19 protein-coding genes are annotated in these 20399 nt (G+C 38.3%); 6 read left to right on the plus strand and 13 right to left on the minus strand.

The window, feature by feature from the left end; all coding sequences use genetic code 11:
• Window positions 1-21: 21 nt before the first annotated feature.
• The 13 genes from ACE1CC_RS22310 to ACE1CC_RS22370 form a co-directional block, all read right to left on the minus strand.
• The gene (locus tag ACE1CC_RS22310; protein WP_413272635.1) at window positions 22-1359 is read right to left on the minus strand and encodes a cytochrome P450; all 1338 of its coding nucleotides are present in this window, start codon (window positions 1357-1359) and stop codon (window positions 22-24) included.
• Window positions 1360-1469: 110 nt separating this feature from the next.
• Window positions 1470-2606, minus strand: a complete 1137-nt coding sequence (locus ACE1CC_RS22315; protein WP_413272636.1) for a methyltransferase — start codon at window positions 2604-2606, stop codon at window positions 1470-1472.
• A gap of 51 nt (window positions 2607-2657) precedes the next feature.
• Window positions 2658-3662 (minus strand): DMT family transporter, encoded by a 1005-nt coding sequence (locus ACE1CC_RS22320; RefSeq protein ID WP_413272637.1) that lies wholly within the window; start codon window positions 3660-3662, stop codon window positions 2658-2660.
• A 135-nt stretch (window positions 3663-3797) separates the two neighbouring features.
• Window positions 3798-4583, minus strand: coding sequence for an aspartate/glutamate racemase family protein (locus ACE1CC_RS22325; RefSeq protein ID WP_413272638.1), 786 nt, complete (start codon window positions 4581-4583; stop codon window positions 3798-3800).
• Window positions 4580-5728, minus strand: a complete 1149-nt coding sequence (locus tag ACE1CC_RS22330; protein WP_413272639.1) for a TauD/TfdA family dioxygenase — start codon at window positions 5726-5728, stop codon at window positions 4580-4582. Before ACE1CC_RS22330 ends, ACE1CC_RS22325 begins: the two co-directional genes overlap by 4 nt.
• A gap of 9 nt (window positions 5729-5737) precedes the next feature.
• On the minus strand, window positions 5738-6829 hold the full coding sequence (locus ACE1CC_RS22335; RefSeq protein ID WP_413272640.1) for a TauD/TfdA family dioxygenase: 1092 nt from the start codon (window positions 6827-6829) through the stop codon (window positions 5738-5740).
• 101 nt (window positions 6830-6930) lie between these two features.
• The gene (locus ACE1CC_RS22340; RefSeq protein WP_413272641.1) at window positions 6931-7980 is read right to left on the minus strand and encodes an aldo/keto reductase; all 1050 of its coding nucleotides are present in this window, start codon (window positions 7978-7980) and stop codon (window positions 6931-6933) included.
• A 45-nt stretch (window positions 7981-8025) separates the two neighbouring features.
• Window positions 8026-8778 (minus strand): sterol desaturase family protein, encoded by a 753-nt coding sequence (locus tag ACE1CC_RS22345; RefSeq protein ID WP_413272642.1) that lies wholly within the window; start codon window positions 8776-8778, stop codon window positions 8026-8028.
• Window positions 8779-8813: 35 nt separating this feature from the next.
• Window positions 8814-9572: a sterol desaturase family protein gene (locus ACE1CC_RS22350; RefSeq protein ID WP_413272643.1), complete on the minus strand. Its 759-nt coding sequence runs from the start codon at window positions 9570-9572 to the stop codon at window positions 8814-8816.
• 38 nt (window positions 9573-9610) lie between these two features.
• Entirely contained in the window at window positions 9611-10720 is a 1110-nt protein-coding gene (locus ACE1CC_RS22355) for an alkene reductase (protein ID WP_413272644.1), read from the minus strand.
• Window positions 10708-11556, minus strand: coding sequence for an ankyrin repeat domain-containing protein (locus ACE1CC_RS22360; protein WP_413272645.1), 849 nt, complete (start codon window positions 11554-11556; stop codon window positions 10708-10710). Before ACE1CC_RS22360 ends, ACE1CC_RS22355 begins: the two co-directional genes overlap by 13 nt.
• Before the next feature lie 6 nt (window positions 11557-11562).
• Window positions 11563-12780 carry a sulfotransferase gene (locus tag ACE1CC_RS22365; RefSeq protein ID WP_413272646.1) on the minus strand — a complete coding sequence of 406 codons (1218 nt, stop codon included), beginning with the start codon at window positions 12778-12780 and terminating at the stop codon, window positions 11563-11565.
• A 9-nt stretch (window positions 12781-12789) separates the two neighbouring features.
• Window positions 12790-13962 carry a glycine amidinotransferase gene (locus ACE1CC_RS22370; protein ID WP_459563895.1) on the minus strand — a complete coding sequence of 391 codons (1173 nt, stop codon included), beginning with the start codon at window positions 13960-13962 and terminating at the stop codon, window positions 12790-12792.
• Window positions 13963-14584: 622 nt separating this feature from the next.
• Between ACE1CC_RS22370 and ACE1CC_RS22375 the strand changes: the two genes are divergently transcribed.
• From ACE1CC_RS22375 to ACE1CC_RS22400, 6 genes are all read left to right on the plus strand, one after another.
• The gene (locus ACE1CC_RS22375) at window positions 14585-16105 is read left to right on the plus strand and encodes an NTP transferase domain-containing protein (protein WP_413272648.1); all 1521 of its coding nucleotides are present in this window, start codon (window positions 14585-14587) and stop codon (window positions 16103-16105) included.
• Window positions 16102-16476, plus strand: coding sequence for a hypothetical protein (locus ACE1CC_RS22380; protein ID WP_413272649.1), 375 nt, complete (start codon window positions 16102-16104; stop codon window positions 16474-16476). The genes ACE1CC_RS22375 and ACE1CC_RS22380 overlap by 4 nt, the downstream gene beginning before the upstream one ends.
• A gap of 75 nt (window positions 16477-16551) precedes the next feature.
• On the plus strand, window positions 16552-17313 hold the full coding sequence (locus tag ACE1CC_RS22385) for a TylF/MycF/NovP-related O-methyltransferase (RefSeq protein ID WP_413272650.1): 762 nt from the start codon (window positions 16552-16554) through the stop codon (window positions 17311-17313).
• Entirely contained in the window at window positions 17310-17942 is a 633-nt protein-coding gene (locus ACE1CC_RS22390) for a hypothetical protein (protein WP_413272651.1), read from the plus strand. Before ACE1CC_RS22385 ends, ACE1CC_RS22390 begins: the two co-directional genes overlap by 4 nt.
• Window positions 17943-17964: 22 nt before the next feature.
• The gene (locus ACE1CC_RS22395) at window positions 17965-18921 is read left to right on the plus strand and encodes a TauD/TfdA dioxygenase family protein (protein WP_413272652.1); all 957 of its coding nucleotides are present in this window, start codon (window positions 17965-17967) and stop codon (window positions 18919-18921) included.
• A gap of 152 nt (window positions 18922-19073) precedes the next feature.
• Complete coding sequence (locus ACE1CC_RS22400) at window positions 19074-20351, plus strand: sulfotransferase (protein WP_413272653.1); 1278 nt, start codon at window positions 19074-19076, stop codon at window positions 20349-20351.
• Window positions 20352-20399 lie beyond the last annotated feature (48 nt).

Consider the following 20399-nt stretch of genomic DNA (forward strand, 5'->3'; position numbering starts at 1 on the left):
CGCAATAATTTAATGACAAATTCAGGCAATATTTTTGATAATCTTCAGTCCCATTGGCGTTAATATCGTGTTACGGCGCTGAGGATTAATTGGGTGTTGATTTACTAATTTTAGGGAGTGGTGAGAAACTGCGATCGCTACCGATAGCTTCAGTAAATAAAGAGCGATTTCTCCGCCAATACAACCTCTCAAACCCCCACCAAATGGGAGAAATTGATAAGGAGAAAAGTTGTGATCGAGAAAACGCTGCGGTTTGAAAACATTGGGTTCTGGGTAAATATCTTCCCGATGGTGAACAACATAGGTTCCCACCGTAATTAACGTTCCCGGATCGACTCGATAACCCATAATTTCTGTTACTGATTTCACCATTCTGGGAATCATAAACATGGTTACAGGATACATCCGTAAAGTCTCATTACAAACTGCACTTAAGTAAGGTAAACGAACAATATTAAGAGGATCGGAAGATAATTCTAAACTATTTAATTCTGCCAATAATTTAGCCTTAATTTCAGCATCACGATAGACGTTATACCACAACCAAGACATTGAAGCAGCAGTTGATTCGTTGCCTGTAAATAACAGCGATAGCACCTGCCCCATTAACTCATCATCGGTCAAAGTATTGCCTTGTTCATCAGTTACAGACATTAGCAAAGTTAGAATATCCGTTCTATTTTGATCGGCATGATCACGGCGATCGGCAATTTCACCATAAATTATCTCTTTCATTTGCTGCCGCTGCTTCAGGAATTTTTTCCAGGGACTCATCGCCCCTAAATCCCGCTGCAAAAACCTAAAAAATAGAGGAATGCCAGCAATATTTGAAGCAAACAAATTCACCATTTCAAACATCAAGTGCTTAATCTCTTGATACCGTTCTTCCTGATAAGAACCAAACAAAAGATTAATCATTACTTGCATGGATATATCCTGGGCAACATCCAAAACTGAAAAAGGTCGATCGATTGGCACTGAGTCCAATACATCGTTCACCAAATCACAAATTAATTGCCCATAAGACCGAATATGTTTACCATGAAGCATTGGGATTAACAGCTTTCTTGCCTGGAGATGGCTTGTACCTTCCAGAGTAAAAAAAGAACTATCACCAAAAATTGCTTTCAGTTCACTTTCAAAAGTAGTTGTAGACAGGTGTCCATGACGATTTTCAATAATTTGCTGGGCAGCTTCCGGCGTATAAAACACCAGCAAAGGAGTGCCAAAATCTATTCCTTTTGCCCAAAAAGCATCTGAATGAGTTTGATAAGCACTCTTCCAATAACCGACTGGATTTGTAATGTATTGAATTCTCTGCCACCAGACAGGAGAGTTCAATGTTTCTACCTGTTTCATAAGTCAATTTTTCTAAGTTAGTTGTATTCTCTGCGTCCTAAAGTGGTTTATTTTAAAAGGGGTTTTTAACCCAGATTTAGTATTAATCTGGGTTGATTTACCATGAGAAGCTATTTAGTAGCAACGATAATACCGCTGGGTGCCCAAAAGTCAGAGTAAATACGTTTCATTTGACTAAATCCTGCATCCCTCAAGCATTGTTCATGATCTTTCCAAGAGTAAATCATGCCTCCTTCGTGGGGAATCGAAACAAAGTAAGATGAATCGAGCGCCGCCATCAGTGGCCCATCTTCTTCATCGGATGTCATCATGTTAAAAATGATCAAATAACCGCCAGGTTTGAGGGCTTGATATGCTCGACGAAGCAAGGTTGTATTTTTATCTAAAGACCAGATGACCAAAACATGAATAAAGAGGAAACAGTCTTGGTTTTTGGGAAATTCATCAACGAAAATATCTCCCCCTACTACCTGAATTCGGTCTGTTAATTGCTTTTCATCGATACGACTTTGAGCAATTTTACAACTGTCTGGAATATCCATCAAAGTAATTTTAACATTGGGGAAAGCTTCGGCTAATGCGATCGAATTTGTCGCATCACCACCGCCCACATCTACAACTGATTGAAAATTAGAAAAATCAATTTTCTTCAACCACAAAGGAGTAACTAATTTTGACCAAGATCCCATAAAGTTGTAAAACACTTTATCCAACCCGGGATCTTCATGAAGACGATTGTACAAATCAGGCCCTTGTCCCTGAAACTGCCGCAAACCTACATTTCTATTTTGCTTTAGCGATTCTACATAATCGATCGATCCACGATAAACAATTTTGGCTTCAAACAGAACAACATCATAGAATTCTTTCCATGTATTTTCCAGAAATAGCATCTGAATCACTAAGCTATTGCGATATTTATCGTCAACTTTTTGAATCAGTTTTAAAGCTGTTAGTCCTAGTAACAGTGCTTTAGTTGGATAGGCTTCTAGTTGAAGATGTTGAGCAATTTCTGTTTGAGAAAGATCGGGATGTTTCCAAAGTAACTCGAACAAGCCTAATTCACAACCTGCATACAAATTCTGGAAAGCAGAATGACCATACAACAGTAATACTAGATCGTCCATTTTTAAGGTGTCTTTATTGTTGTTGATCAACTGCAAGGTTTTTAGATAACTATGATTTAAGTGGTTATCAAGTTGTTGATTTGTTTGGGCATCATTCAGTTCTTCAAAGTTGGCAACCATTAGTTTAATTTCTCCTCAATTTCTAATTTGTTAATCTTGATCGAAAAGCGATCAGCTAAGAAGCGTTTCAGCTTTAACTTCGATGGATTCAACACTTGCTTTAACTGCATAATTACTCGACAAAGAGACATATATACCCAATAAAACTATACAGGATAATATTACGTTTAAAATAGTTATATGTTCGCTTAAAATAAACCAGGCGAAAAGAGCGCTAATTACTGGATCGAGAAGCATAGTAACAGCAACTACTCCTGATGATAAATAGTTAAGAGAATAGATGATTAATCCATGACCAATTACTTGAGAAAATAGGGCTAAAGCAATAACAGCTGCCCAGCCTTGTAATGAGATGGGAAAAAAATCTTGGTTGACGATCGCCAACACACTAAATATCACAAACGACCCAATAACACAACACCAAAGCATTAAGGTTTGAGTGTTGAATTTGGTGAGTAGGTGTTCCATAATTAGGAGTTCCAAAGTAGAGCATAAAGCAGAAAGTACTGCTAATAAGTCCCCTTGAAGCTTATGAATAGAAACTGAAAAATCATTGAATCCAATAAAAATAGAACCTAGAATGGCTATGATCATGCCAATTAAAAATTTGCGATCGTAGCGGTTTTTGAATAAAATCCATCCTCCTAAAGTCGTCAGCAGGGGACGCAAACCATGCAAAATTGTTACGGAACTTGCCACAGTAGTTTGGGTGAGAGACAAAGCCCAAAAAAGTTGGATTGCGGCAAACAAACAACCTACTAGTAACAGCAAACCTAGTGTTTTTGGGGTGTAAAGCTGTTTTGATTCTCGAACAACTTTTTCAGGTGCATTTTGACGCATAGCCGAAAATCCGTTCCAAATTCCAAAAATTACCCCAGCAATCCAAAAGCGATTAAAGGTTGTAGCATTAGCTCCAATTTCAGCAATGCTAAATCTCACAAAAATCGGGCCTAGACCGATCGCTAAAAGTGCAATTAAAAGAGCAACATAAGGAATTAATCTAGCTTTCTGTTCTGATAATAAGGGAGGTTGTTCGAGTGGAGATTCTAGTGACATTATCGGTAAATTTAGAGTGTTTTTCTTTTGAGTTCTCCGACTTCTTCAATAAGTCAGTATTCATTATACATCTCCAATAATTCTTGTAGGGTAGGCATCCTGCCTGCCTTTGAGATTCTTTGTTGGAGATGTCTATTAAACATGACCATAAAAGTCACGATGAACGACGACGGAATAAGCATAATCTAATAAAGTACCCCAACTAAAAACCGGAAGACGAATCGCCTGTTGGATCGATCGCGCAAAGGGTGGAGTTCCAGAACATTCTAGAAGTAAGGCTCCCATTTGCGGGTAACGCTGATAAAAATTAACAGCTAGTTCGGTCAATTCTTGCTCAATTCTCTCATAGTTTGCTCCTCGTGATAATGGATCGGGATTCATATAAAGATTAGTAATTTCAGGACAAATCCCCGACTCCATAATTCCCTCAATCACATAATTGCTGTTTGGTTGAATACCGACAGCTTCTAGATGAATTGATGTTAAAACATTTTTCGAGAAGGCGATGATACCAACAACCTGATTATTGCCAATCAAATTTTGTGCCAAAGGCACTTGTAATAAGCTGGACATGAAAACAGGAACTTTAACATAGCCTGCAATTTCCTTTTGAAAATAGGCGAAATAACCGCATTCTCCTGCGATCGCGCGACACCCAATTTTCTCCAATTTCTTTGCTGCTTTTTGAATGGGAGCGAGATAAGATGTTTTATCAGTATTAAACAGTAATTCTTTCCCATCCAAACCTTCAGCAATTTCATATTGAATCGGAAACGGATAGGCACTAGCGTTACGAGTATCACCAGGAAATCCGGGGTATTGTTCATCTAAAATAATCACGCCAAGTCCCATGCCATAGCAATGTTGATGGGGGAATGTTTGGATATGATGAATGTTGAAGTTTCTTTGCTGGTATATCATTTAATGTTATCAACTCCTCTCCATCTTCCTTTCATATATTTAGCTAGCCAGTAGGCATCATTTTCTGATAAAGGTTCGGTAATTGGTTGGTCTGGGGGTGTGGGATGATTTGGTAAAAAACCTCCTTTTGGTTTTCCGGCTTCTACCGCTCCCCAAAAGGTTTTAAATGATGGCGTGTTGGGTAGTTCTCGACTATTAAATGGGGTGTACCAAGCGCGTAAAAGTAATCGATCGTATTGTCCTCCTTCAATAGGCCAAGATGTTCGAGAGTGATAGATAACATGATTGTTAGTAATTAACCAATCACCTGGCTCTACCCTGATTTTTATTCCTACTCTTAAACCAATTTCTTGTAAAAGTTCTAACCCTTGCTTTTGCTTTTCGGTAAGTCGCGGAGCATCGGGAATTAACTGGCTTAACGAAACATAAGCACTGGAATATTGGGTGGTAAATTTGCCTTTGTGAATACACCACAAAGGGTAGGTAGTCCAATTCTTTTCTCCTTCAAAGAAAAAGGGAATTTCCTGAAATAATTCTTCTGCAATATCGGGATGAGATTGACGCATTTCGTTATAGATTGTAATGGCGCTAGCTAAGTAGTTTTCTCCTCCTGTTCTGGCTTGTCTAATACAAAGTAAGCTATTAGCATCACAGCGATCGGTGTGAAATTTAAACGCATCGTTAGACTGTTTTCCTTCTTGAGTTGAATCAGCTGCTTCTGCTCTGATATAAGTGATAAATTGGGTTTGATTTCTCTTAGGGGAATCAAAGTTTGAATTAGATTCTCTGATTGGCATTCCCATAAGTCTACACATTGCTAGGTAAACTTTAGCTATTTCCTCTTCTGAATAGCGATCGACAGGAAATCCTTTTAAGAGAACGGCTCCTTTGCCATTTTCCAATTCTTCACAAACACCAGCTAAAGTTTTGCTGAGTTGATTAAATTGGTTTAGATTGTCTAAGATCCCCGACTTCTCCAAGAAGTCGGGGATCTTATTTATTTCCTCAACTTCCACAGAAGTCAATTGATAATTCCAGTAGGTCGAATTTAGTAATTCATCTCCTTTCCAGGCGGCTGCACAATTGGCTAAAGTAGCCATTTCTTCATTAGATTGATTTGACACTGTTTTAAATTCTGTTTTCATAAAAATCCTCTACTTTATTTGCTCTGCTCCTACCCATCTAACTTTGAGATAACGATCTAACCAATAAGCCTCCTTTTCTGATAACGTCGAGTTAATAGGTTGGTCTGGGGGCAGGTGATAATTAGGTAAATAACCACCTCTGGGCTGACCTGCTTCTACCGATCGCCAAATACATTTGAATGGGTTAGTATTGGGTAATTCTCGACTATTACGAGGCGAAAAACAAACTCTGAGCAGTAGGCGATCGTAATCTCCTAATTCAACTTCCCAGGAAGCACGAGCATGATAAACCAAATGATTGTTTACCATCAGCCAATCTCCTGGTTTTAATTTGAAAGTTGTGCCAACTTCGCTCCCGATGGTTTGTAATAAATCTAGACCTTGTTTATGTTGCTCACTAAGTCGAGGTGCGCCTTCAATAAATTGGCTCAAACGTGCATAAGTACCGGAAAGTTGAGTGGTAAATTTACCTTTGTGAATCTGCCATATAGGATAGTTGATCCAGCCTCCCTCTCCTTCATAAACCCAGGGTATTTCCTGAAACAAACTTTCGGCTATTTCAGGATGAGATTGCAGCATTTCATTGTAGATGGTAATGGCACTTGCCAAACGGTTTTCTCCACCAATTCGCGCTTGTCTAACGCAGAGTAAACTGAGTACATCATAGCGATCGGTATGAAAGCCGAATGCGTCTGTAGACTGTTTACCATTTTCCGAAGAACTAGCTTCGGCTCTGATGTAAGTAACAAATTGAGTTTTTTCTCGCTTATGGGAATCCCAATTTAAACCTGATTGGCGAATGGGAATACCCATTTGCTGACATAAAATTAGGTGAAATTCAGCGAGTTCTGTATCTGAATATCGATCGACAGGAATACCTTTTAATAAAACAGTTCCTCTGCCATTCTCTAATTCTTCGGAAATATCAATTAAGGTTTTTTGAAGTTGGTTAAACTTAATGGCTTCTTTATTGGATGTTTTAAGATTGTCGAGAATTGATTCAATTTCTCCTATTTCCTTTGGGCTTAGGTGGTAGTTCCAGTATTTAGATTTGAGTAGTTCGTCGCCTTTCCAAGCGGCTGGATTATTAAGTAAGTTCATAGATTTCTTCTCAAAATTTAGAATGATAATTAGACATCTCCAAAAACTTTTGTGGGGTAGGCATCCTGCCTGCCTTTGAGATTATTTGTTGGAGATGTCTATTAGGGAACTGGGTTGGGATATCGAGCGTGTATGCGATCGATTTCAGTCAAAATTTCTGGGCTTAATACAACATCTACACAATTTATATTTTCTTGCAATTGCTCTATAGTAGAAGCTGCGATAATAACACTAGTGACAAACCAGCGCGATCGCACAAAACCTAACGCTAGCTGCACTGGTGTCAACCCATTTTTATCGGCAAGATCCACATAAGCTTTTACTGCTTCTTGAAAGTGAGGTTTTCGGTAGCGTTTGTCAAATTGTGGGAATAAATCGACTCTCGATCCTGCTGGGATTTGAGAGAGATATTTTCCCGTTAAATGACCAAAAGCTAGGGTACTATAAGCCATTAATCCCACCTTATGAAACCGACAGGCTTCTGCTAAATGAATTTGAAATACTCGATTGGTTAAATTAAAGGCATTTTGAATGGAAACGATTTTAGGTAATCCCAATTGTCGGGCTAGATGGCAAAACTCGCATACGCCCCAAGGAGTTTCATTACTAACTCCTAAATAGCGAATTTTTCCGGCTTTTACTAACTCGCCAAAGGCTTCTAACTGTTCTGCGATCGCTACAGTTTCCCGCTCATAATTAGGAGCGTAATCAGGAGCACCAAATAACGGCACATATCGATCGGGCCAATGAATTTGGTAAAGGTCAATGTAATCTGTTTGGAGTCGTCTAAGACTACCTTCTACTGCTTCTTGAATATTCTTTCGATCTATGCGATTTTTACCTTCCCGAATCCAGGTTATTGGCAAAGTTTGTCCACCAGAAGGCCCTGCGATTTTAGTTGCCAAAATTACTCGATCGCGTGGTTGAGTGACTAACCATTTGCCTATATATTCCTCGGTTTTACCTTGAGTTTCTGCACAGGTAGGAGCGGGATACATTTCCGCAGTATCAATAAAATTAATTCCTTGATCGAGAGCATAGCTTAATTGATTTTTCGCTTCCTCTAAAGTATTTTGTTTTCCATAATTCATCGTTCCTAAACATAATTCAGAAACTAATAGTTCACTATCACCAAGCTTTCTATATTGCATCACACCCTACTCCAAAATAAACCATATTTCTTCCGAGTTTAAAAACTAAATACCGATCACTTTTTGCCAGGTTATTGGCTCATCGTTTATGCCAAATGTTTGCTCATCAGGATTAATAGATTCTGGATCGAGATAGGTTCCAAATAGGCGATCGAAAATAGTAAAATAGCTACCCAGATTGTAAGCCCCTACTCGCGTATGGTGTAAGCTATGATACCGAGGCGTAACAAAAATCCATTCCAACATTCCCATCCAAGAACGCCACTTTACATTTGAATGAGTCCAGTTCTCATGCAGAGGACTAGTTAATCCCAGATAAAACATCACTTCCGGGGGAATAGCCAAAAGGGGAAAAGCCAGAAAACCTACTTGAAATAAAAACCGACTAGTAAAACTAGTTCTTTGGGCAGCAAGCCACCATAATTGTTGAATGGAATGATGCCACAAGTGTGTTTGCCAAAGAAATTTGTTGTAGTGCATACACCAATGGGCTACATAATAACAAAAATCCTTAATCAGATAGGCCAAAATTAACCGCACCCATAAGGGCAGAGAAAGCAAACCAAAACTACTTAACCACTCCCTAAAAGAGGCAGGAATCAGTGTAATAATAAGATTACCATAAAGATATGCAAGAATGATTGTAAAGAATATTGAAATAACTGCTGCACCAAACTCTTTTAAGAATTGTTCTGCATATTTAATATCTCGTAACGGGTCGATTCTTTCTGAAAAAAACCAAACTAATCCGCCCGTTACAAAAGTGGCTAACCAACCAATCATTACTTGTATAATCACTCTTACCTCCCGACATTGATTCTTCTTTGGAAAAACTAAACCCCAATAATTTTTCGGGGTGTAACAAGTGCATTGTCGCCTGATGCAAATTGAATCTGTTCTAGGGTTACTGTATCAGGATCGATATAAGTGCCGAAAAAGCGATCGAATACCGTAAAAAGAGCACCTAAGTTCTTAGTTACTGAACCTGTTTCTGTATGATGAATAGAATGAACTCTAGGCGTAACATAAAACCACTCAATAAACTTCATCCAGGGTTGCCACTTAACATTCAAATGAATCCAGTTGTCGTGAATAATATAGTGAATGCCAACAAAAACCATGACTTCTGGGGGAATGCCTAGCAATGGAAAAGTGAGAAATCCTACCTTAAAAAGCAGCACATCTGTTAAACTTTCTCGTTGAGCAGCTAACCACCAAAGTTGATCGATAGAATGATGCCAATTATGCGTTAACCACAAAATACTATTTTTATGCTTAATCCAGTGTGTGACATAAAAACTAAAATCTTTCAAAAAATAAGCAATAAATAATCGCACCCACAAAGGTAAAGATAATAATCCTGTCCAGCCGATAAAATCCATCAGCGATGGAGAAATAGTTAGCTTGACAATCGCCACAAAAAAGTAAGCAAGAATGATGCTATAGACCGCAGAAATCATAGCAGCACCAAATTCTCTGAAAAACCGAGAACGGTATTCAACCAACTTTAATGGATCGAGAAGTTCCCAAATCCAAAAAAGCAGTCCCGATGCAAATAAAACTAATAGCCCAAGCAAAACTTGATTAATCACAATCCACCTCACTTAACCAACAAATTTAATCATGGCAATTATTCCGATTTCTCTAAAAATGGATAATCTAAATAGCCTCGTTCGTCTCCACCCGTGAACGTTGAGCGATCGTAAACATTCAAAGGAGCATTAAGGGCAAAGCGTTTCGGCAAATCAGGATTAGCAATAAATAATCGACCATAAGCCACTAGATCGGCATCACCCTGGACAAGAATCGATTCTCCAGTTTCCTTTGTATAACCTCCTGCTGTGATTAATGTGCCGTGATATAAAGGTCGAAAATGTTGCACGCCAAGTTCTATTTTCTTAACGCTGAAATCGTCATGGCTTCCTTTAATTCGGGGTTCGACAATATGTAAATAAGCTAGGTTCAATGAATTAAGTTGAGTGACTACATAGTTGAATAAAGCTTCTGGGTTAGAATCATTCATATCTTGGAATGTGCTACTAGGAGACAAGCGCACGCCTACCCGCTCCGATCCCCATATCTCAATCACAGCGGCTGTCACTTCTATTAGTAAACGAGCTCGATTTTCGATGCTGCCTCCATAAGCGTCGGTTCGATGGTTACTATTATCTTGGAGGAATTGATCTAGCAAATAACCGCTGGCACCATGAATTTCTACACCATCAGCTTCTGCTTGCATTGCATTTTTGGCGGCTTGACGATATCGATCGATAATCCCAGGAATTTCTGAAGTCAAGAGTGCTCTGGGGATAATAAAGTCTACTTCTTCCTCGGTAGCGGTTAATGCTTTTTCCTCATTTGGAGCGATCGCACTAGGCGCTACAGGTAAAGCATTTTGAGGTTGCAAAGACGGATGAGAACATCTTCCACCATGCCATAGTTGCAGAAAAATGCGACCGCCTCGATCATGAACTGCTTGCGTTACCAGTTGCCACCCCGCTATTTGCTCTGGACTGTAGATTCCTGGCGTTCGTGGCAAACTGGTACCTTGGGAAGAAATTTGCGTAGCCTCGCTAATGATTAACCCCGCAGCAGCCCGTTGAGCATAATAGAGAGCATTCAGGGGAGTCGGCGCAAGATGATAATCAGCCCGTCGGCGGGTTAACGGAGCCATTACCATACGATTGGGTAACTCTAAATCTCCCAGTTTAAAGGATTGCAATAGCTTTAACGAATCCATTTCACCCCCATCTCATCTGTCAGACTTAAGTCCGCACCCGCATCAACTAAAACCTCTGCACAGGCAAAATGTCCATGTTGCAAAGCATAGTGTAAAGGGGTTGCATGGTTTACCTTTGCACTCACCACATTGACAAATGCGCCAGCTTCAATCAAAAGCTTTATTACTTCTATGCTTCCGCTTTGACAAGCTTGGTGTAATACTGAATCCCCAGAAGCACTATCAAGCATATAAGGGTCAGCGCCCGAATCTAAAAGCAGCCTTACCATCTTTGCATTCCCTTGCTGTGCGGCGATCATTAATGGTGTGAAGCCACCTTTAGCAACTTTATCTCTGACATTGACATTTGCACCGATCGCTAACAAAGATTGCACAATAGAAAGTTGGTTATTCTGCACAGCCTGAATTAATTCTGTATCCAAGTTAGCTGTAAATGCAGCTACTTCTGGATTCGGATCGAAGTAGAAACTCCAAGAGGAAATTTTGCCTTCTTCATCTAAGACAATAAATTGGGCATCTTCAATTTCAAAAATTTGCTCGGTTTGTTTACATATCTCTTGGGTACGGGAAATAATGCAGGCTTTATTGCCTTCAACAATGAACTCCAACAACTGATAATCCAATAGTTGCGTTGTTTGCGCCCGGATTTCAAAAGCTGATCTTACCGCCTGACGACCCACTCTTTTGCCAAGATAAGGAATCGCTTTGTTATGTTCATTCTGAGGAGCATAAAAAATGACATTTTCTGACAAACCATTAATCACAGTTTCGATGTCATCTTTTGCCCAACTTTCAAACCATTCCCTTAAGATTTTGGCTGTTTGTTTCGTCTCCATGATCGGCTACTTGATTAAGTTACCTGACTGCAACAAAGCAGCGTGATTTTTGTCCACCTCAGCAGCAAAGCGATCAAAAAATTCAAACTCTTGAAATTGCTCATTCCCTGTTTTGTAACCTGCATCTCGGAGATTTTGTTGAGTATCTAAATTCTCCAAATATTCGATTTGTTCCGGGGTTAGGGAAATACCTAGATAGCGATAGACGAGTTCTACCGAATCTTTAATATTTTGAGTTAAGCGATCGAATGAGAAACAAAGTTTTTGCTTTTCAGGCAAACCTTCAAAAAACTGAATTGTTTGATTGGCGGCTTCTACTCTGACCGATCGTTGCATTGACTCCCAATCAGGAATTTGGCTAACATTAACTCCCGACTTACAGTAAGCTGACTGGTTAATTAGCGTTATATAGGAGTTCATGAACCTTTCCGAAGGGCGAGTAATTGTGATAAACAAAGCATCGGGATACAAAGAACGCATCATTTCCAATCGCTGACAACACTCATTATCTTTTGAGATGTAAATCAGATTTCCCCCCCGCAAATACAGAACTTTCTGAATTACCTGATATTGAGTTCGTAACATCCTCTCCTGAGTTTTTTGGGAAAGCTTGCTAAAGTTATTCAAACTATCCAACAACTTAGGATAAGGAAACCGATTAATCACATAAAACTGATGAAAAAAGCACTCTTCAAATAAAAAACCATCATCTTCATAATCATTGAGATAGCTGTAGTGCATTTTTTCTGCGAATTTAGCTTGGTCACTATTTCCCCAATAATTAACTTGGCTCATTCTCTCCAAAAAACCAGTTGCCTGAAATAGCTTTTGCAATAGTATCGAAGGATAGCGCCATTCCAGCAACCGAATGCCAAAAAACGTTTTCTCATCAGATGCAAGGGTGCGATGCAAAAATGTCGTAGCACTGCGGGGTTGAGCGACAACGAAAACAGGAGTGCGAATCACCTGCTGTCGATACTGAGGAAATAACAAGTCATCCAAGCACCAACATAAAGCAATGAACGGTAGCTTGATCGCATAATTTAGGAGATAAAAAGCCTGCTTACGTCTATCTTTAAAACCAATAGACGGTTCTCGATCGAAAATAATATGATGCCAGATTTTAAAGTAAGTAGGCCAGTGAGGAAAAGGAGTTAGAAAAACGGCTCCGATGATAATCAGCAAAACCGCAGTAAAAACAAGAGAGATAATAGAAACCAACATATCTGAACGTTAACTAAAGTAGTCTTCCAAGGAGCCTTCGCGAACAGTATCAAGAGTGAAACAGTGGAAACCGCCCCCAAAAATTCTCCGATGTCGATGCTGTACTGGGATAGCAGTAAACCCGTGCTTTTCTAAAGTTTTAATCAATTCTGGAAACAGAGAATTGACGATAATTTTATCTTCATCAACAGACAACACATTCAGATCGATGTACTTTGTAGTCAGGATCAAATCATCATCATCATAAGTCGGAAAAATATTCTCTGTTGGTTCCGGTGGATAGATGATATCCCATTTTTTTAAGGGTTCTGGTAGGCGATCGAAAAACTGAGGGTTACGTAGCAAAAGCTTACCAGGTTTTAAGGGCAAAATAATGCTATCAATGTGATTATCCGCAAACTGATATAGCAAATGGAAGTTAAATTTACCTTCAAAATGACGTTGCAACCACTGATAAGCTAAGTAATGGTTTTTGGTAGCTACATTAATTAGGATATCTTTCCCAAACCGGATGCACTGGGCAGCATCAAACATGATCTCGTAGCCAATATCAAATTCCGATTCATTCTGTGGATAAACTTCCTGTATTGCTGGTACATTTTGACCCGAAATATAAGAGGTGTCGAAGGATCTATCCGTCATAATGGGCTTGGGCATATTTGTCCATTTTGCCCCCTGTTCAAAATATTTGTAAAAGATTGGCTTGAGCAAATCATTTTCAAAATATCTAGCCCGCACTTGGGGTGGTGTTTCTAAAATTTCATTGCCCATAATGATCGCTTGATCCCGAATATTTAAAGCCGGGATACAATCAGCTTTCCAATAGGGCGTTTCAAATCTGATCGATCGAGTTAAGGGAATCGGTCTATGAACTTTTACATCCAATTGTTGTAAGGTACTAACTAGTTCCTCCACATCCTCATTCAGTTCCTCTAGATACTGTTTCTTGAGGGTGTGAGTCGCAAAAGTTTGACTGCTTTGATAGTTCTCTTGCGAAACACTTTTATCCTTGCTACCACCGTTTTCGTTACTCTGATAGTAAGGATAACAAAAAGATGAGTAAGCGACATCATGAAAAAAGACCTTAAAAGACAGTTCTAAATCCTGAGTATCGTAGTGTATAGGAGAACCAACAACTACTTCTTTAAGCCTAGACCACTCATCAAAACTATTAACCACGATGCAAAAACTCCTACTTTCTCCTCACCATACAATCTTTCCCCACCTTGGGTAAATGCACCTTTTATAAATGCACTTTTTATATTTTTATAGCAGGATCGTTTTACCCATATCTCCTACACTTCACTGGTATGAGAAATGCTATATACAGTTGTTGCAAATTATACAAAACAAGCATATTTTAGTTTTTTACATCAACTATAAAATGAGATTAACAGAACGATTGACAAATAGTAAGTTAACGTAGAAAAACAATTTGATCAAGTAAAGTTCAAATAACTTTACATATTTTAACGAGCAGCCGAATCTTCTTCAGGGACATTCGTTAAGTTTTATTAAGAAAAAAATATAGTAGCTATACTTATAGCAAAAAAGCCTAAAATACTGATACATTCAGAGATTGGCAAGGAAAGAAACTGAAGAAATCTCCGATTAATCTATGGCATGACTAACTTTAGTTATTTATGTTCTTGATTACTAGCTTCTTCCTCTTGATTTTAAAAAAGAAATTTATTATACTTAAGTACGGAAAAAGTTCAAAGATTAGACTAATCGTTGAATTACCAGGTACTAACGGTAGTTCATTTCAGTAAAAAAAGAATGTTGAGATCATGAAGGATAAGTTGTGGAACTAGGGAAAATTTCCTGGGTGATTGCTCAGGCAGGTGGCAAAGGAACTCGATTGAAACACTACACTTGGAATAAACCTAAGTGTTTAGTTTCGGTTGCAGGTCAACCACTGATATATCATTTATTTGATGTTTTTCCATTAGCACAATTTTTGGTTATAGGAGATCATTTCTATGAAGTTATAGAAAAATATATACAAGTTTTTCCACCTAAAGTTCCGGTGCAGTTAATTAGAGCCAAAACCAAAGGAACACTATCAGGAGTCGATCGAGCTTTAATTTACATTCCCGATGATACTCCATTCTTATTAGTCTGGTGTGACTTACTATTTGAAGAGGTTCCTAATTGTAAGATTGAGGGGAAAAACTGGATTGGGCTCAGCCGTTCTTTTAAATGTCGGTGGTCTTATGATGATTCGGGAAATTTGTTAGAAGAAGCTTCAACAGAAAGAGGAGTTGCAGGATTCTTTGTCTTTAACAGTAAAGCAGCACTAAAAGATATTCCAGAATCAGGAGAATGTGTCCGTTGGCTGGCTCAACAGCCCATACAGTTCAACGAAATTTTTCTTGATAAAACCCATGAATTAGGAACTCTAGATAACATTGCTAAGTATCAACAAAATAGCTTAGTTAGTCGGTTTTTTAACTCAGTTGAAATAGTCGGTGATCGCGTAATTAAAAAAGCCAGATTAAAGGAGTTTGAACCATTAATTGAAAGAGAACTTAATTGGTATCGTGCTGTCCACTCATTTGGATTTAATAGTGTACCTACTTTGATTTCTGATAACCCGATGACTATCTCGCAAATTAAGGGAAAGCATCCTTTTAATTTAGAGGTTAACTTTCAGGAAAAAGTCAAAGTTTTAACTAATATTTTCCAAAGTTTAAATTTGCTTCACAGTTGCGATCGAAAGCCGAGCGATCGAGAAATTTTAACAGATGTATATGTTGAGAAAACTTACAGTAGAATCTTGAGTGTTGCCCAACTAATTCCTTATTTTGACCAACCAACAATTCAGGTTAATGGTCGTCTGTGTCGTAATCCTTTTCATCCCCAATATGAAGGATTAATTGCTCAATTAATTGAGGAAATTCAAGTGGATGAATTTGCGATCGTTCATGGAGATCCGACTTTTTCTAATATGCTTGTAGACGCTCAAAGTAAAGTTTGGCTAATCGATCCCAGGGGTTACTTTGGCTCAAGTTTGCTCTATGGCGATCCCATGTATGACTGGGCAAAACTATACTATTCAGTGGTGGGAAATTATGATTTATTTAATCGTCGCCAATTTCAACTTAAAATGACTGATAAATGTATTGATATTAGTATAGAAAGTAACGGTTGGCAAGATTTAGAATCGATATTTTTAGAAGCATTTTCTCCTAAAATTGCTGTGATTCGGCTATTGCACGCTCTTATTTGGCTATCGTTATCAGGATATGTAAAAGATGACTACGATTCAATTATAGCTAGTTTTTATAACGGGTTGTTTTGGTTGGAGGAGGCAGTGAAATGACGGAATTAGTATTAAGTTGCTTACCAAAAACTTGGTTAATTGATATTGATGGTGTTATCGTTAAACATAACGGTTATAAAGAGAATGGCGAGCTATTACTACCAGGAGTAAAAGAATTTTGGCAACAAATTTCTGAAAAAGATTTTATTATTTTACTCAGTGCTCGTACAGAGGAGATGTGTGAAGCTACGCTGTCGTTTTTAAATAGTCAAGGACTGCGGCATAATGTAGCAATTTTTGGTTTACCAACAGGAGAACGAATTTGTATTAATGACAGAAAACCTTCAGGTCTTGTGACAAGCTATGCTGTAAATTTGGGGAGAGATGTAGGATTAGGTTGTTTGAGAGCGATCGAAAATCCAGACCTCTAAAATGAGAAAAAATTCAGTTTAATTATTCAGGCAACTCTGTAAAAATTCTCTTACTAAAAATCAGGGAAAACTTCTATGAATGATGCTCAAAATCAGATGGAACAGCGATCGGATTTCGTTAGCTCAATTACTTTAGAAACAAGGACGAAAAAGCAAAGTGAAATTTATGATGCTTTTGAAAAATTTATTTTTAGTGAAGATACTAAGATACTGGCAAAGTTAGTTGCGCGAACCTTGATTTTTGAAAAAATTATTAATGTACCAGGTGACATTGTGGAGGCGGGAGTTTATCGAGGAAGTGGGATGTTAACGTGGCTAAAGCTGAAAAAGATTCTATCGCCTAATGCTTTGAAGAAAGTGATCGGATTTGACTATTTTGACACGGAAGCTTTATTGAATTCTTTATCTGGACAAGACAAAGCTTCTATGAAAGGTTTATTTGAGGTAAGAGGTTATCAGCATGACGAAGGCGCAGAAAGATTCGTTCACGATCTAATTATTAATGCTGGATTCGATCGCAGTAGCTACGATCTGATTAAAGGTGATATTTCCCAAGTTGCTCAAGAATTTGTAGCGAAAAGACCGGGCTTTAAGATATCTTGTTTGTATCTGGATTTAGACTTACAAAATCCGACTTATAACGCCTTGAGTGCATTTTGGGATCGCGTATCTATTGGTGGGATTGTAGTGTTTGACGAATACGCCTATCATCAATGGTCAGAAGCACAGGGGGCCGATCGATTTTTTGAAGAGAAAAACATTCAAATTCAAGCTTTACATTATCCTTGTCCAACAGCTTACGTCATCAAGTCCCCTACCATAAAAGCTTATACATGAAACAACAGTTAGTAGAGTATTTTCAAAGATTAACAGTTGAAAGTTATCAGCTTTTGGATGCTGTTAGATTACCATCTGATATCATTCCTTTAGAGAAGTTTCTGCCGGATTTTTCAGCTAAGTTGGCTAATTTGAAAGACAGTACGATCGCAAACTACAAAAATTTAAATCGTCCCCAGTACGATCGGTCTAAAGTGCAGAATAATTTAGGAGTGGGACTTAATTCGATCGGTATGTTGTCCGATCGACTTTCCATCTTAATTATTAAGGAGTGGTGTTTACGGAATAAAACCAATCCAAATATAGTGAAAGCAGATGATTTATATCGAACTCAGACAATGGATATTATTCATGCTTTAGCAAGCACCAGTCCCGGTAGTTCATCAATGAATACAAAGATTACACATCATAAATCTAATGTAACTGCTAATTCTTGGGAAGAAGCATTTTACGGGTTGCTAGCAACTAATATTTTGAATTGGGAATCTCAAGAAGTTTTGTACATTAAAGATATTACAACTTTGCCTTGCGAAGAACTACGCAGTTATATTGCCTGGTTTTCATTTGGCAACATTCAGAGAAACGAATACATCCAATATTGTGAAGAACTTTATTGGCGTAAAGATTAGCATCAAATAGGAGTTATTATTAATGAACAAAACAACTCAAGCTAAAACAACTACACAGTTACAAACAGCAGGATATCAAAACTTTGATATTGCTCCTATTGCTGGACGTATTGGGGCGGAAATTGTCGGACTGTCTCTAAAGCAGACTCTCAGCAATGAAACAGTTCAGGAAATTCGCCAAGCATTAATCAAGCATAAAGTGATTTTCTTTCGCCAACAACACCTCGATGCAAGCGAACAAATTGCCTTCGCTCAAAGATTTGGAACTCTCACTAATGCACACCCAATTATACCTTCCCTCCCAGGCTACCCAGAAATTTTTGATTTCGATTATGGACGCATAGAAAATCGTACTAATCAGTGGCATAGTGATGTAACATTTATCGATCGCCTTCCTTACGCTTCAATTTTACGAGGAGTTGAAATTCCTCGAGTAGGGGGAGATACAATGTGGGCTAATACTGTGACAGCTTATGAAGATTTACCTGCACCATTACGTATTTTAGCCGAACAACTTTGGGCTGTTCATAGCAATACCTATACTGATTATGCAGCTGCAACTGTGAGTAAATCAGAGAACCGAAAAGAATTTGAAAAAGTGTTTATTTCAACTGAATATCAAACCCTACATCCAGTTGTTTGTATTCATCCAGAATCAGGCGAACGAGGTTTGCTTCTTGGTGCTTTTGTCCGCCAGTTTCAAGATTTATCTGTGAGTGAATCTAGGGAGATTTTGCAATTATTTCAGTCTTATATTACTCGTCCTGAAAATACTGTGCGCTGGCGTTGGCAAGAAGGTGATATTGCTTTTTGGGATAATCGAGTCACGCAACATTATGGAATCAATGATTTTGGTAGTCAACCGCGTCGCGTTCAGCGAGTAACTCTTGTCGGTGATTTACCGATCGGCATAAATGGCACAACAAGTAAGGCAATTAAAGGAGATTCATCTACTTATAATAAGTTGAATCAGAGATAGATTGAGTTAGTAACTACCGACGGTGCGAGTTAACAGTAGGAGCGAAGCATTCGGACAGAAAATCTAGGCTTTGAGCCAAAAATGGTCGTCCGAATGCTTCGCCCCTACAAAGGCCAAAAATACTTGACTAGAAAAAGTTTAAGGTTTTTTCAATGACTGCTTTTTCCCAAAAAAACTTAATATTCTTAATTTCTCAACCCCGTGCTGGCTCTACCTTGACTCAGCGAATTTTGGGAACTCATCGAGAAATTTATACTCTATCTGAACCTTGGATTATGTTACATCCCCTTTATGCAATGCGTAGGGATGGATACCAAGCTGAATATAGTATTCAGAATAGTAAAAGAGCAATGGATAACTTCTTGAATTTGCATCCAGAAGGTGAAGATGCTTATTTTCAAGCAGTTCGACAAATGAATTTGCATTTATATGAAGGATTGCTGCAAACTTCCGGGAAGAGATATTTCTTAGATAAAACTCCAAGATACTATTACATTGTCCCGGAATTATACAGAACTTTTCCCGAAGCTAAGTATATCCTATTGCTGAGAAATCCCTTAGCGATTCTTTGTTCTATCTTTAACACTTTTATTCAGGATAATTGGTGGAGAATTCAGTACTATCAAGGTGATTTGCTGAGAGCACCAAGCCTGATTGCCAAAGGGATGCTTGACTTACAGAACAACAGTTTAGTTTTACAATATGAGAATTTGCTGCTTAATCCCGAAATAGAAATCGAAAGAGTTTGTAATTTCCTCAATGTTCCTTTTGATGCAGGAATCATTAGTTACGGGGATTCCGAAGCAGAAAAATGGCAATTTGGCGATCGATCTATGATTTATCAGGAGAACAAGCCGATGAATCAAAATGGCGATCGCTGGCAAGAAAATTTACAAAACCCAATTATCTGGCAATCTGCTAACAATTACTTAGAATTTTTGGGAAAAGATTTGCTTGCAAATCTAGGTTATTCCTACACAAAACTAAAGGAGATACTGGAAAAGCAAAAACCCAAAACTCAGGTAATCTTGCCACCCGCACTGCAAGACTTTTTTGCTTCAGCAAATATGTTTTTAGACAAATCATTACAACCTGTTCAGGGAGTTGTTGGATTGACGGCACAACTTTTTGATTCTTACTTAAGTCTGGGGAGGGTATTGTTACAAGAAAATCACATTGAGCAAGCACTTAAATATCTGGAAATAGCTTTACAAATGGCTCCGTTTGTGCCTGAAACTCAGTGCTTAATCGGTGAAGCACTGTTACGAATAGGTAAACTCGATCGAGCAATTACTTATTACCAAAAAGCAATTCAGTTAGGAGCTAAAATTCACCAAAATCAGCTAGAATCTTCTAGAATTGCTCTCCAACAAGCATTGCAACTAAATCCAAATCATCAAGCGATCGCTGAATTACTGGCAATTATCTAAGATTACTAAATAAAGTGATAATAGTTATTTTGGGATGGGGCAGGCAGG

The sequence above is a fragment of the Floridaenema aerugineum BLCC-F46 genome (assembly GCF_041929345.1).
Classification (GTDB): Bacteria; Cyanobacteriota; Cyanobacteriia; order Cyanobacteriales; family Aerosakkonemataceae; genus Floridanema; species Floridanema aerugineum.